Here is a 14,923-nt window from a genome sequence, read left to right on the forward strand (position 1 = left end):
AATTTCCGCTTTATTTTCATCTATTCCGTATGACTTTGCTCATAAAATAACATTCTATTTGTATGCCTAAAATCACTCACTGAAGGGGTTTCATTCCTACTTCAATGAATTGTCACTCCGGTTTGCCTTGACTCGCTTAAACAGCCTTATATATAATTACTACATAATTTGAGGGAGGCTCGGTAATGACTAAGCAAAATGAAATCATCGTTGTACTCGATTTTGGAGGACAATATAACCAACTTATTGCACGCCGTATTCGTGATTTAGGCGTTTATAGCGAGCTTTTGCCGTATAACACGTCGGTAGAACGGATCCGTGAATTACAACCGAAAGGTATCGTATTCTCGGGAGGACCGGCAAGCGTTTATGAAGAAAATTCACCAATGGTTGACCCAGCGATTTATGATTTGAACATTCCAATTTTCGGTATTTGCTACGGTATGCAGCTTATGTCGCATCAGCTTAATGGTAAGGTTGAGCGCGCTGGCAAACGTGAGTACGGTAAAGCAGAAGTTGAATTTGTGGAAGGTTCGCAAATTGGCTTTGGCCTAGATAAAGTTCAAACCGTTTGGATGAGCCACGGCGACCATGTTGTTGAGCTGCCAGAAGGCTTTAAAGTAGACGCAAGCACGGATCATGCTCCTGTTGCAGCGATGAGCAATCCAGATCGTAAGTTCTTTGCAGTTCAATTCCACCCAGAGGTTCGTCACTCCGAATTCGGTAATGAGATGATTCGTAACTTCCTTTACAATGTTTGTGATTGTGATGGAACTTGGACGATGGAATCGTTCATTGAAGATGCTATTCGTGATATTCGTAATGAAGTTGGCGACAAAAAAGTACTATGTGCGCTTTCCGGCGGAGTAGATTCCTCTGTTGTAGCTATCCTTCTTCATAAAGCGATCGGCGATCAGCTTACTTGTATGTTTATTGACCACGGCATGCTCCGTAAAGGTGAAGCTGAGGGCGTTATGGATACATTCGTAGGCAAATTCGATATGAAGGTGCTCAAAATCGATGCGCAAGAGCGTTTCCTTGGCAAGTTGAAGGGCGTAGAAGATCCAGAGCAAAAACGTAAAATTATCGGCAACGAGTTTATTTATGTATTCCAAGAAGAGTCGGACAAACTGGATGACTTTGAATTTTTGGCACAAGGCACACTTTACACGGACATCGTGGAAAGCGGTACGGCTACAGCGCAAACAATCAAATCTCACCACAATGTTGGCGGTTTGCCTGAGGACATTAAGTTTAAACTTATCGAGCCTCTTAAAGCGCTATTCAAGGATGAGGTTCGTAAAGTCGGAGAAGAATGCGGACTTCCAGAAGCAATCGTATGGCGTCAGCCATTCCCAGGTCCGGGTCTTGCGATTCGTGTCCTAGGCGAAGTAACAGAGGACAAGCTTCTGATCGTTCGTGAGTCAGATGCGATTCTTCGTGATGAAATTGCAAAAGCCGGTCTTGACCGTGAAATCTGGCAGTACTTTACTGCGCTTCCAAACATGAAGAGCGTAGGCGTTATGGGCGATGCTCGTACGTACTCGTATACGGTTGGTATCCGCGCCGTAACTTCAATTGACGGAATGACAGCAGACTGGGCACGTATCCCTTGGGATGTGCTTGAGAAAATTTCGGTTCGTATCGTTAATGAAGTAGACAACGTAAACCGTATCGTCTACGACGTAACATCGAAACCGCCTGCAACGATCGAGTGGGAATAGGCTGTAAATAATTAATTGTGTCAAAAATTACTCTCTTTTATTTGCGTTGTTTTGCAAATAGAAGGGAGTTTTTTTTATGACGAAAATCAATGAGATAAGCGAACATGCAAAAACCAGATGAGGATTTTTTCCTACATCTGGTTTTGTATTTATCGACATTATTACGTGGGTGTATCAATATGGATGCAAAATTGAAAGTACATGGTATAATATTTCTGTAAAGTTTTGTAATAAATGCTACCAATCACACTTGAATTCGCAAATGTTAGGAAATAGGCTATATTGCTAAAAGAGGAGCAAATTTATGGGATTTGACTACGAATTAAGCAAGTATCTACTTAATATTTTCTTTATATTGTTTCCATTAATTTTTTATCAATTTACAATCCATGAAAAGATGAATGAGAAAAAAGCATTAAAAAACGTAGTCATCTTTTTTTTATTTGCCACCCCAATGATTTTATGTATGTACTTTCCTCCTGTAGAAGACAAAGGTATAATGTTTGATCTTAGAATTATTCCTTTGATATTGGGTTGTTTATATGGAAACTTCAAAACTTCTATCATGTTATTTTTCTCTCTTATTAGTATTCGTTTTATGATGGGCGGCACGGGCGCTTACATAAATGTAATTTCCGCTACTCTATCGTTCATTGTAATTACATCTTTATCAAAAAAATATCATTCCTATAGCTTAACTAATAAAATTCTCACATCCTCTATATTTTCTTTTGTTTTTAAAGTGATTGGCATATCAACTATGCTATTTATTGATTCTGATTATGATCTCCTATCTGCTTTTATATTTTATAGTGTTCAAAGTTTATTCATGGGCTTAACTGTATACATAATTGAATCTATTAGAAGAAACGCTGAACTAAAAAAAGAATTAATATTTTCAGAAAAAATGAACATCGCAAGTGTGATTTCAGCTTCCGTTGCGCATGAAATTAGAAATCCGCTGACCGCAGTTAGAGGATTCATTCAACTACTTACTCAAAGAGAACTAAACGCTGACAAAAAGCAGATGTACGGAGAAGTTTGTTTAGAAGAAATTGATCGTGCGGAGCAAATTATTAATGAATACCTATCATTAGCAAAGCCTTACCCAGAGGTAGTAGAAAAATTGGATATCGGAGAGGAAATTCAATACATATGTAATGTGCTAACATCCGTTGGAAATCTTGTAGGTGCAGAAGTAGAAATGAAATATGACAATAATTTGCTGGTATTAGGTGATCGGAAAAAGCTAAGGCAAAGCATCATTAACATTGCAAAAAATGGTTTAGAAGCGATGGGAGATAAGAGAGGTGTACTTAAAATTGAAGCTTATAGGAAAAATAATGAGGTGATCCTCTCCATTAGCGATACTGGAATTGGAATGACAAATGACCAAATTAGTCGTCTAGGAATGCCATATTATTCGAACAAAGATAAAGGTACTGGTCTTGGCATGATGGTCTCATTCAGCTTTATAAAAGGTATGTTGGGAAATATCAATGTGAAAAGTGAAGTGGGAAAAGGAACTGTGTTTGATATTTCTTTTCCCTTATCGAAAATATAACCAAGTTAGGGATTAGCTTTCTATAAACAATAGCTGAGGAGTTTCCTATGTGGAAGCTCCTCTTTACTATTAAACTAACGGGCAGGTGAGTTCATTAACGGAAGTCCTTCTTTGTAATAAAAAGAAGGAGTGAGCATAACAAAAAAAATATGAGTCTGTTTAAATCCATACTCACTCAGAATTTTATAAATCTTTTTTGCAATTTCGTCGTGTATTTCATTCTTTCTTTGAAACATGAGAATTTCTACTGACAATGGACTGTTTGCTATACGTTCTACATTAAGGAGTTCAATTTTCACTATTTCTTTAGGGACAGAGGCAATGTTCGAAAATTCATCAATGATCGTCGGAGATATAAATTTTAAGAAATCATTCTCGAATCCTTTAAATCTAAGGTATGGCATATTAGTTCCTTCTTCATGTTAGTTGTAAGATATAAGTACAGTATAATACAGTTTCTCCACAGCTCAAAATGGCTTGTCAAGGGCGTCATTCCGCTAACGGAGGAACGATATAGTTCATGTGATCTTGGGGAAGGCTACATAAAAAAATAGAATACAAGGAGGTATACGATGATAAAGATAGTTGGTTTGGCTATCATCGCTTTCACTTTCATGATTGGCTCAACTACATATGCCTATAACGAAAAGCTATCAAGTGACGAGCATGTGCCTTTTGAAAAGATATACTTTGAATATGGTGGCTATAAATCAGTTGAAGATGCATTAGGTGATAGACCCCCAGCCTTTAATGTATTGAGTTTTGAAAAAGATGGTTGGCAATATATATTGTCGATTGATAAACGTGTAGAGGGCAAGGTAACAGTTGATGTTTTAGTGGAGATTGCTAATTCAATAAGATGAAAGTTCAAGCACCACCATTAGTTTGGTTATTGCTTTTTTTCCCCACATAATAACTATTGAGGATGGTCTATTGCGTGCATACGAGTCACATTGATACTATCCGTAGCACTCCCACCTTCTCCTGACACCTCAACAACGAAATGGTCATGAATATTATCGTCTTTGGTATATCTCCAGATGCAAGTCCAGTTATCTTCGTTTCCTTTTTCTTCACAAATCAGGGTTCGATTTTCCCATTGCTGTGTTCCAGTTGGAACTATCCATACTTTAAAAGTATTTGCATATGCAGTAGATACATTAATTATCATTTCTCCATCACCCTCAGGAATATATACCCAATTACCTTCAGGAGCAGGAATGGTATTGATGATGCTCATTAAAGGCGGTTGTTCCTTTGCATAAATTGTGCCACTTAATATCAAAGACAAAACTGAAATCGTAACAAGAACGGTCATTAATTTAGTCATGTGATTTTCACCTCAGAAAGTAACATACCCAACTAGTCACAAAGCAAGTAAACAGTCACCCGACCAGCAACAATCGAGTGGGAATAGGCTAACATAATAAAGACTGGACCGTCGGTAATCCGCTGGGCCAGACTTTTTTATAAATAAGTTTTTCATCTAAGACGGGACAGCCGTTTACGCTTAATACTAGGAGTAGATGGTATTTGAGTGAATAGACGTTTTTTTGGAGGAGGACAGCAGCCAGATCAATTGTACGGCAAGAATAGCGAAAATGAGATAATCGTATAGATGTGTGCCTGGATCATTGCCGGTAAAGTTAAGAAAGTTATGCAAGCCATGGAAGAGGATAGTTAGCAGAATAGCACGGTTTCTCACAACCAGCATCGTTAGTACAAAGCCTAAAATAAATGCATACACAATTTGCAAAATGGTGTCGTCTAGCGATTGGCCGCTAAGTGCCTGCAAAGCATGCGTGATGCCAAACAATGCACTCGAGATGATGATTGCAGTCGTTTTTCCTTTTGGCATAAGAATCCGCAGCATCATTCCCCGGAATAACGTTTCCTCTACAAATCCTACTAAGAACAGCTGAGACAGAAGCATATAAGCGAAAAACGAGAAGGAAGCGGGTTGAAAGCCTTTATTAGCGATCAATAATACGATTAGGACGAGCAGCAGAGGAAGGTATTCGAGCCATTGCTGCTTCGTTAGTTTGGAAACACTGCTGAAATAAAAGGTGCTCCACCGTTTTTTTACAGTTAAATAAATCACCAGAAATAGAGCTATCGGAATAAAGCCAAGGAATGGAGCGAGTGGATGCGTAATTTCAGCGATCGAAACGTAGGCGCTGCCGCCGGCTACAAAAATCATAATCATGAGCTCGATTAAAATAAGGGCAACGATAGGTCTCTTCACTGTAAAGCCGTCCGTTGTTTTCATTTAAAGTTCCTCTTTTTCGATTATTTTTTTAAGCCATTCATTTTCCATATTAAAAAAATGCAAGCCGTAATGCATGACGGATACGCGGTAATAGTAAGCATTTTTATCTTCGAGCTGCTCTAGCTCCTTGGAAACAATGGACTGGACAGCCTCCATCTGAGCAATGTTGTGCGCGATGTTTTGTTGATACGCCATTAAGTTTTGTTTTTTCGTAGGTTCATCAAGGTAATCATAAAAAAAGATTTTGATGAGATACTCGCGTTTATTCGCTTGAAGGGGTTCTTTTAGCCACTGCATAAAGTGCTGCTGGCCTTCATTTGTGATGCTGTACATTTTTTTGTTTTTGCTGTCATTGGTTTCTTCCTCGGTTACGTACGCACTTTCTACAAGACGTTTCAGTGCAGGGTACAAGCTTCCATAGCTCATTTTGTAAAAGATTCCGACTGATTGCTCCGTTATTTTTTTTATATCATAGCCGCTCATTTTTCCTTGCATCAGCATTCCTAAAGTAACTAGCTCAATCATATATGATCTCCTTCATATATCAACTTGATATATCTATTTGATATATGAAATGTAACTCGAATGGAATACTTTGTCAAGAAAAAAACTGGAGCGCAAAATGAGATGCATATGAATGAACAAAAAAAGCCCAAAAACCTCGCCTCGGCCTACTGGCAGGTTCGCTCTGTTTTTGGGCTTTATATGAGCCAGCATTATTCGTTTCTTTATGGATCTGAAATACAAGCATGTACCCGCAATACCAAATGCTTACAATGTCGTCAAGACACTGCTTTCTGCTATAATCTTTGATAATAACAAGTGTAAATCATTGTTAATGCTTACGAAGTAGGTTTGCATTCGCAAACCTTAGCCCATGCTTACGAAGTAGGTTTTCTACGAAAACCTTTAAGGAGAATAAAATGAACCTATATCCTTCCATCAGCGAAGACCGGATTGTGCTGCCGCAAGCTTTTCCGATTACGATTTCGCAATCTGTGGGGGTTTCCCCAACCTTTCAAAGGCTGCATTGGCATAAAGCGCTCGAAATAAATTATATACAGAAGGGGAGCGGCTACTATCTGATCAACGGAAGCCGTTTTGACTTCCAACAAGGAGACATCGTACTTATTCATTCCAATGATTTGCACCGTGCATTTGAATCAGAGGAGCTGGTCATGAGCATTATTATGTTTGATTCATCCTACCTTGCTTTAGAGCAGCGCTATGATGCGGAGCTGCTTATTCCATTTCGGGATATTGGGCTAAGATTTGATAATGTGCTTGATCGAGAGAATCCGAAGCTCGGAGAGCTTGGCGACATTATTAAGGATATGTCTGCTGAGTTTGAACTTAAAGAACCGCATTTTGAAGTAGTGGTACGGGCGAAACTTATTCAATTGCTTGCATTCGTCAATCGTTATTTTGCGAAAAATAACGAAACCGGAGCGCAGCATGTACGGGGCATGGAAACGATTCGAGGCGTACTGCATGATATAGAGACAGATATTACATACCCATGGACGTTAGGCGAGCTGGCTGAAGCCGCTCATTTGAGTCCCTCACGCTTCAGCACGCTGTTTGTTCAGGTCGTTGGAACTTCGCCGATGGATTATTTAATACAGCTGCGACTGTCACAGGCGGCTTATCTTCTGGAATCCACAGACAAAAAGATTATAGAAGTGGCGGCCGAATGCGGCTTCCGCAATTTATCTAATTTCAATCGGTTATTCAAGCAGCATGTGGGCAGACTCCCATCTGAGCTGCGAGCATAAAAGACAGTAAGATAGTATTATAACATCGTTCTTTTTCATTAGAAGAACGATGTTTTTTATTTTAGAATAGAAGAAAGTACAAATAAGGAGTGTGAGCGATATAATTTTCCTTGGTATAGATGCAGGAGGCAGCAAGACACATGCTCTGCTCGTTGATGAGACAGGACGTGTACTTGGCAGAGGCCTCGGCGGAAACGGTAATCACCAAACGGCCTTTGAAGCAGCAAAGATCAGTATTGATCATGCTTGTCAGCAAGCACTGCAGGATGCTGGCGTGACGAAGGAGCAGGTGACATTTGCCTATTTCGGACTCGCGGGAGCAGATCGTGAGCCTGACTATGCAATTTTACGTCCGATGATTGCTTCACTTGACTATAAAAATCACGCTATTGCTTGCGATACGATGATTGGTATGCGTGCGGGGACCAACCGATCATACGGAGCGGTCATCATTAGCGGTACTGGATTTAATGCTGCGGCACGCAATCCACAGGGCGATGAGCTGCAATATGGCGGCTTCGGTTATTTATTTGGAGATGGACATGGCTCGGGCACGGATCTAGCCATTCACGCTTTCCGCAGTGCTATTCGTGCTTGGGAAGGCAGAGAGCAAGCGACGCTGCTTAGCGAATTAGTTCCACAGCGACTTGGATACCATTCCATTCAAGAAATGTATGATGATGCGCTGGATAACGGCAAACGTCCGTCACATGAGCTTGCCAAGGTCATGTTTGAGGCTGCGGCTCTCGGCGATGCTGTAGCGATCCGACTTTTGGAGGAAGCTGGTCGTGAGCATGCGAACTCTGTCAATGCGCTGATTAAACGCCTGCACATGGAGCAAGAAAAGTTCGATGTTGTACTAACGGGAAGTGTTCTATCGCGAGGCGGCTCTACTCATATGGTCGATGCGATTAGTGAAGCGGTTGTCGTTGTTTCGCCGCAGGCACGGACGGTCAGATTGACGGTCGATCCGGTTGTTGGAGCAGTCATGAGTGCGATGGACAGCAGCGGCATTGTGATTGAAGAAGCGGTAGATGCAGCACTTAGAAAAATTACATTTTAACGAACATCTTAATCATTTAAGGGAGGGCTCATCCACATGTCCAAAAAACCACTTAAGGTCGCCGTCATTGGCGGCGGTTCCTCATATACGCCAGAAATCGTAGAAGGCTTTATTAAAAAGTATGACGAAATGCCGATTCGTGAGCTTTGGCTTGTTGATATCGAAGAAGGACGCCATAAGCTGGCGATCGTTGGCGAGCTTGCGAAGCGGATGGTCGAGAAGGCTGGCCTGCCAATCGAAGTGAAATTAACGCTTAACCGCCGAGAAGCGATTGCTGGTGCTGATTTTGTAACGACACAAATGCGGGTAGGTTTACTGGAAGCTAGACGTCGCGATGAGCATATCCCGATTTCACACGGTGTAATTGGACAAGAGACGACTGGACCAGGCGGTATGTTTAAAGCTTTGCGCACTGTGCCTGTCATCCTTGATATTTGTAAAGACATCGAAGAACTTGCGCCTAATGCATGGATGCTTAATTTCACGAATCCAGCGGGTATTGTAACCGAAGCGGTTCAAAAATACAGCAAAGTAAAAACGGTTGGTCTATGCAATTCGCCAATTAACTTTCAAAAGTTTCTGGCTAAAGAGTATGGCGTTAGCGAGAGCGAGGTATTGCCTGAATTCGTAGGGATCAATCACCTGCACTGGGTTACAGCTGCTTATGTAAACGGAGAAGATAAACTGCATGAGATGATCGGCAGCGGCCGTGATTATTCGGCTACGAACGTAACAGCTTTTGACTGGGATGCGGATTTCCTTCGTTCGCTTGGTGCGATCCCGACTTATTATCTTCGTTATTTCTATATGACGGATTCGATGTTTGCAGATATGAAAGGCTCGCTTGAAAAAAACGGAACGCGCGCGGAAGTTGTAAGCCGGGTCGAAACGGAATTATTCGAACTGTACAAGGATGTTAACTTGAACGAGAAGCCGAAGCAGCTTGAGCAGCGCGGCGGCGCTTATTATTCTGAAGCAGCCGTTAACTTGATGCATGCTCTTTATACTGACAAGCGTGATATTCAGACGTTGAACGTTAGAAACGGCAACATCATTGATTTTCTGCCTGAGGATGCTAGCATCGAGGTTAACTGTGTCGTTACGGCTCAAGGCCCAATTCCACTGCCTCTTCAACGTGTTCCAGAGCAGATTAAAGGTCTTATGCATGCTGTAAAAACCTATGAGTCGCTTACGATCGAAGCGGCTATTAGCGGAGATAAAGGCATCGCGCTGCAAGCGCTAGTTCATCATCCGCTCGTTCCGAGTGTAGCGGTTGCTAAGGCTCTGCTTGAAGAAATGCTGGAGGCGAACAAAGCTTATTTACCTAATTTCTTCAAAAACGAATAAAAGTGCTCTGCATATGCAGCATTTAGGAAGGACGGGAGAAATACTCCCGTTCTTTTTTATTTTATAAAAAATGCACGATACATATCGAACAATGATTTTCCAATAAAAAACAGTTTGACAATATCCCAAAACGAATATAAGATAATCTTTGTTCCTGACTATGATAATCATTATCAATTATTGAAGAAAGATTATCATTTATTTTAATCGATACATAGGTTCCATAAAAATAGGGGGTATGAGGAAATGAATAAACGTGTAATGAGTATGTTGGTGATTATTGCGGTAATGTTGGCAGTGGCAGGATGCGGAGGAAATAGTAAAACAAACTCAGCAGCAGGAAACGAGAAAAACAGCAATAAGAATGAGGCAAATGCAAGCACTGAAGCACCAAGCGGTCCAATCGTGCTAAAGGATGCTAAAGGGGAAGTGAAGCTGGATAAGCCAGCACAAAAGGTTGTCGTACTGGAATGGACATTTACGGAGGATATTATTGCACTAGGCATGCAGCCTATCGGTAACGCGGACAATGAAAACTATAAGCTTTGGGTGAGCTCCGAGGTTCCTCTGGACGCAGATGTGACGGACGTTGGTTTCCGTCATGAACCGAATCTAGAAACAATCGCAGCACTGAAGCCGGATCTGATTATTGCGAATACAGATAGCCACGAAGCGATTTATGATCAGTTGAAAGGCATTGCGCCAACACTGATATTTAGTCTATACCCACTCGAAGGTCAAGGCGAACAATACAGCCAAATGACAGACATGTTTAACACGATTGCAGCAGCCGTAGGTAAAACGACGGAAGCAGAGAAGGTACTTGCCGATTTGGATCAGCACTATGAGGATGCGAAGGCGAAGCTGGCAGCGGCAGGGAAGGAAGGCTTAAACTATGTACTGACGCAAGCATTCAGTTATCAGAATGCAGCAACGTTGCGTTTGTTCACTGACAATTCTTTGGCGGTTCAAACATTGGATCGCATCGGATTGAAAAACGATTGGAAACCAGAAAAATTTGAGCTTTACGGATTTACAACCTCGACAGTTGAAGCATTGCCAGCGGTACAGGATACAAATCTCATCTACATCGTCCAAAGTAATGATGATATTTTTTCAAATGGTCTAAAGGATAACTCCGTTTGGAACGGGCTAAACTTTGTGAAGGAAAAACGTTACTTCGGGTTAGACGGTACAACTTGGGTGTTCGGCGGTCCGATCTCCTCTAAAGTGATCGTTGACCAAGTCGTAAATGCATTAACGAAATGAGCAACTTGATGACAAACAATAATAAAGAAGGCTCTTCGCTCATCACTTGGCGATTGATCGGTATATTCGGGGGCGGCCTTGCCGCCCTTTTCGTTCTTTCTGTACTGAGCCTGTGCTTTGGTGAGGCTCGCATTCCCGCAGCAACTGTATTTAACGGCTTGTGGCATCGCCAAGACGTGATGGAGCATAATTTGCTATGGGATATCCGCATGCCGAGAACCGTAATTGGTATCATTGCGGGTGCCGCGCTTGCGGCAGCTGGTGCGTTATTGCAGACGATAACGAAAAATCCGCTTGCTGCCTCTGATACGCTGGGCATTAATGCTGGTGCTTATTTTATGGTCGTTCTGGGCATGGTCGCTTTCCCTGCACTGCAAGATCAATTTCCATTTTTACTGGCAGCTGCAGGCGGCTTCCTAGCAGCCTTGGCCGCATATTTTCTTGGTGGCGGACGTACAGCAACACCGGTTCGGCTAGCCTTATCTGGAATGATCATCTCGATGGTGCTAGGCGCTTTTACGTCGGCGATTCATATTTTCAAACAGACAGAAACACAATCTTTGTTTTTATGGGGCTCTGGCACATTGATTCAGCTCGATTGGAGCGGAGTGGAGTATGCTTGGCCTTTTGTGGCCGCTTTGCTCGTCATTTCTATAATCGGGGGCAGGCAATTCGATGCGCTTGAACTAGATGAATCTACTGCACGCTCGTTAGGTCAGCGGGTTGGATTAACACGCGCAGCAGGACTTGCGTTATCTGTTTTTATGGCGGCTATTGTGGTGAGCGTGGTTGGGCCAATTGGCTTCGTCGGGCTTGTAGCTCCGCATCTCGTTCGCCTTGCGGGCATTCGTAAGCATCGGCTGCTCATTCCTGCGAGCGCGCTTTGGGGAGCGCTGCTTATTACAACGGCAGATCTGCTCGCGCGCATGGTGCGCAGCAGTCTAGGTGAAATGCCGGTTGGCGCGGTTATGGCGATCATCGGGGCACCTTGGCTCATTTGGCTGGTACTCAAAAAAATGAAAAATATTTCCGGATCAGGTACGGGACAGTCGTCGATGAGCGTCGGTGGAGTGGCGCTGCGCATGCGCTTCGCACCGACTGCTACGATCATGACCGTATTATTAGTCGCAATTATCCTTGTCAGCTTATCGCTAGGTGGAACCAAAATTCCAATCATCGATTTGGTTAAAAGTCTCTTTGGAGCAGGAGATTCCTCTTACTCTGTCTTGCTGAATTTACGGCTTCCTCGTACATTAGTTGCTGCAGGAGGAGGAATTGCTCTTGCTATCAGTGGTGTGCTAATTCAGAGCGCGGTTCGAAACCCGCTAGCAGATGCCTCTATCATCGGGGTAACCTCTGGTGCAGGCTTCGGAGCATTAGTAGTGCTTGTCGCATGGCCGACTTTGCCGATTTTTGCTCTTCCAATTGCCGCGATTGCAGGCGGAATCGTTGCTGCCGCATTTGTGTTTTCCTTAGCATGGCGTAAAACACTTAATCCATCGGTTCTTATTTTATTAGGGATAGCAGTCTCAGCAATCGGGTCGGCAGGCATACAGGCAATGATCGTAAAAGCGAGCTTATGGAGCAGTACGGCTTTTGTATGGCTAACCGGCACGACTTATGGTCGAGGTTGGAATCAGTTTTACAGCATCTTTATTTTTCTAATCATCTTAGTGCCTATTGCTTATTATCTGGGCAGAAGATTTGATCTGCTCGCCTTCGGTGATGAAAGCTCGACCGGATTCGGCTTGCCGGTGAAAGGAACGCGGCTTTTCGCTATGATCATTGGAGTATTGCTTGCAGCTGGCGCCGTTGCGAGCGTAGGTACAATTGGATTCCTTGGATTAATGGCGCCGCATGCGGTGCGAATGATGGTTGGGCATCATACTAGGCGCTCGATTATATTATCTGGGCTACTTGGCGGATTATTGCTTGTCATAGCGGATACGGTAGGAAGAACGGTAATGGCGCCTAAGGAAATCCCGTCCGGACTTATCATTATGTTAATAGGAGCTCCATACTTCCTGTTCTTGATGTATCGTTCACTCGTCAAAAAAGCGTGAAGAATAAATTGGAAATCCATTAAAAACGGTGAATATTGTTGAATAAACGAATGATATAGATGTTTAATTCTATTAACGTTCGTAAAAGTTGTTGACAAAGTGGACGATTTCTCATTAAAATTGAAAACGGAAAACAACAACAGCATATCTTTTCGTATAATCTCAAGAATCGGCTTGAGAGTCTCTACTCGGTCACCGTAAATGATCAGGCTACGAAATTGGCGGAAAAGCTCGCAGCGGTCCAGCGGGTATACTTTTCCCCTTTTTGCAGAGCCTAGGAGAAATGCGATTTATTGCATTTTAACTAGGCTTCTTTGTTTGTTCCACCACATTTTTGGGAGGTTTGTAATCAAAATGGAACGTTTCTTTCGCTTAAAGGAACACGGAACAAATGTCAGAACAGAGATTATGGCGGGGCTGACGACTTTCATGACGATGGCTTACATATTAGCCGTCAATCCAATCATACTAACGCCAGCTGGTTTAGATTGGACTGCAGTGTTTCTAGCTACGGCACTAGCAGCAGGTATCTTTACAATCGCGATGGGCTTGTTCGTTAACTTCCCTGTAGCGTTAGCTCCAGGTATGGGTCTTAATGCGTATTTTGCATCCGTCGTTATCGCATCGGCGTCAACGGACGCTCCAATCTCACCAGCAATGGGACTAACCGCGGTATTTATTTCAGGTATTATCTTTATCATATTGACGCTTACACAAATTCGCCAAATGCTTATCACAGCTGTTCCAGACAGCTTGAAGCATGCGATTACAGTCGGTATTGGATTATTCATTACCATTATCGGCTTGAAAAACAGCGGTATTATGACAATCGCTGTATCAAGCTTCACAGACATTAAAGCAGGTCAATTTACACCAGTTAGCGGCTCCGAAACCGTTATTCAACTGGGAAGCTTCCATAATGAAACGGTTGTGCTTACCGTTATCGCTTTGCTCCTTATTGGCGTGCTGATGGTATTGCGTGTACCGGGAGCACTTTTGTTCGGTATTCTAGGTACAACAGTAATCGCTATTCTAATGGGTCATGTTGATGTGAAAGCAGCATTTACGGGTCAAACATGGGTGCCTGATTTCTCAAAAATGAACTTCTGGCATTTTGATTTCGCAGGCGTGTTTGAAGTCGGACTTGTTACGGTTATTCTGACATTTACCTTCGTCGAAATGTTTGACACGTTCGGTACACTCGTTGGTACAGCGAACCGTGCCGGTTACATGAAGGATGCTGAAAAGGGCAAAAAACGTGTAGGTAAAGCGATGTTCGTAGATGCAATCGGCGTCAGCGGCGGCGCGGTACTCGGTACGAGTACAGTTACCGCATTCGTAGAAAGCTCTGCAGGTATTGCGCAAGGCGGACGTACTGGCCTAACGGCAGTAACGACGGGTATTTGCTTCCTGCTTGCTATCTTCTTGTCCCCAATCGTTGCGCTCGTTCCAGGTGCGGCTACAGCTGCTGCGCTAATTATTGTAGGCGTACTGATGATGCAATCCGTTAAAGATATCGATTTTTCAGATATGGTATATGCTATTCCATCGTTCTTGACACTTGCGCTTATGCCGCTTACTTACAACATTGCTAATGGTATTTCGTTCGGTATCGTATCGTACGTCTTGCTTGCAACGGTTGCTAATGTAACGGGCAAAGGCAAGTATAAGGTTCACTGGCTCATGTGGATTCTAGCGGTGCTGATCATTGGCCGTTACGTCTTTATGGGCGGGGAATAAACGACTATTATTTATATCAAAGAAGCAGCGCTGGACCGGCGCTGCTTCTTTTTTTTGTGGAGCTAGCTCTCTTTATGGAAATTTGGATAGGGGAAAGCTACTTATTTTC

13 protein-coding genes and 1 riboswitch are annotated in these 14,923 nt (G+C 42.8%); of the genes, 9 read left to right on the forward strand and 4 right to left on the reverse strand.

The features are described from left to right. Positions 1–185 precede the first annotated feature (185 nt). Positions 186–1,724: a glutamine-hydrolyzing GMP synthase gene (guaA, locus tag AC787_RS20540; protein WP_054026489.1), complete on the forward strand. Its 1,539-nt coding sequence runs from the start codon at positions 186–188 to the stop codon at positions 1,722–1,724. A 304-nt stretch (positions 1,725–2,028) separates the two neighbouring features. After that, positions 2,029–3,288 (forward strand): ATP-binding protein, encoded by a 1,260-nt coding sequence (locus tag AC787_RS20545; protein WP_054026490.1) that lies wholly within the window; start codon positions 2,029–2,031, stop codon positions 3,286–3,288. Positions 3,289–3,362: 74 nt separating this feature from the next. Here the strand turns inward: AC787_RS20545 and AC787_RS20550 are convergent, their stop codons facing one another. After that, positions 3,363–3,692, reverse strand: a complete 330-nt coding sequence (locus AC787_RS20550) for a DUF1904 family protein (protein ID WP_054026491.1) — start codon at positions 3,690–3,692, stop codon at positions 3,363–3,365. 168 nt (positions 3,693–3,860) lie between these two features. Between AC787_RS20550 and AC787_RS34385 the strand changes: the two genes are divergently transcribed. Next, positions 3,861–4,151, forward strand: a complete 291-nt coding sequence (locus tag AC787_RS34385) for a hypothetical protein (RefSeq protein ID WP_054026492.1) — start codon at positions 3,861–3,863, stop codon at positions 4,149–4,151. 53 nt (positions 4,152–4,204) lie between these two features. Here the strand turns inward: AC787_RS34385 and AC787_RS20560 are convergent, their stop codons facing one another. The 3 genes from AC787_RS20560 to AC787_RS20570 form a co-directional block, all read right to left on the reverse strand. Further along, on the reverse strand, positions 4,205–4,618 hold the full coding sequence (locus AC787_RS20560) for a hypothetical protein (protein WP_054026493.1): 414 nt from the start codon (positions 4,616–4,618) through the stop codon (positions 4,205–4,207). A 186-nt stretch (positions 4,619–4,804) separates the two neighbouring features. Continuing rightward, positions 4,805–5,557: a CPBP family intramembrane glutamic endopeptidase gene (locus tag AC787_RS33810; RefSeq protein ID WP_054026494.1), complete on the reverse strand. Its 753-nt coding sequence runs from the start codon at positions 5,555–5,557 to the stop codon at positions 4,805–4,807. Next, positions 5,558–6,082: a PadR family transcriptional regulator gene (locus AC787_RS20570; RefSeq protein ID WP_054026495.1), complete on the reverse strand. Its 525-nt coding sequence runs from the start codon at positions 6,080–6,082 to the stop codon at positions 5,558–5,560. A 398-nt stretch (positions 6,083–6,480) separates the two neighbouring features. Between AC787_RS20570 and AC787_RS20575 the strand changes: the two genes are divergently transcribed. The 6 genes from AC787_RS20575 to AC787_RS20600 all read left to right on the forward strand — a co-directional run bounded on the left by AC787_RS20575 (position 6,481) and on the right by AC787_RS20600 (position 14,814). Then, complete coding sequence (locus AC787_RS20575) at positions 6,481–7,332, forward strand: AraC family transcriptional regulator (protein ID WP_054026496.1); 852 nt, start codon at positions 6,481–6,483, stop codon at positions 7,330–7,332. A gap of 91 nt (positions 7,333–7,423) precedes the next feature. Further along, positions 7,424–8,395, forward strand: a complete 972-nt coding sequence (locus tag AC787_RS20580) for an N-acetylglucosamine kinase (RefSeq protein WP_235561026.1) — start codon at positions 7,424–7,426, stop codon at positions 8,393–8,395. Positions 8,396–8,431: 36 nt separating this feature from the next. Beyond that, positions 8,432–9,742 carry a 6-phospho-beta-glucosidase gene (locus AC787_RS20585; RefSeq protein ID WP_054026497.1) on the forward strand — a complete coding sequence of 437 codons (1,311 nt, stop codon included), beginning with the start codon at positions 8,432–8,434 and terminating at the stop codon, positions 9,740–9,742. Positions 9,743–9,988: 246 nt separating this feature from the next. Then, positions 9,989–11,011 (forward strand): ABC transporter substrate-binding protein, encoded by a 1,023-nt coding sequence (locus tag AC787_RS20590; protein WP_054026498.1) that lies wholly within the window; start codon positions 9,989–9,991, stop codon positions 11,009–11,011. A gap of 8 nt (positions 11,012–11,019) precedes the next feature. Then, positions 11,020–13,074, forward strand: a complete 2,055-nt coding sequence (locus AC787_RS20595) for an iron ABC transporter permease (RefSeq protein WP_054026499.1) — start codon at positions 11,020–11,022, stop codon at positions 13,072–13,074. A gap of 132 nt (positions 13,075–13,206) precedes the next feature. Next, positions 13,207–13,307, forward strand: a riboswitch (purine riboswitch). Positions 13,308–13,428: 121 nt separating this feature from the next. Beyond that, the gene (locus AC787_RS20600; protein ID WP_054026500.1) at positions 13,429–14,814 is read left to right on the forward strand and encodes an NCS2 family permease; all 1,386 of its coding nucleotides are present in this window, start codon (positions 13,429–13,431) and stop codon (positions 14,812–14,814) included. Positions 14,815–14,923: the final 109 nt, after the last annotated feature.

The sequence above is a fragment of the Bacillus sp. FJAT-28004 genome, from assembly GCF_001280845.1.
Taxonomy (GTDB): Bacteria; Bacillota; Bacilli; order Paenibacillales; family Paenibacillaceae; genus Pristimantibacillus.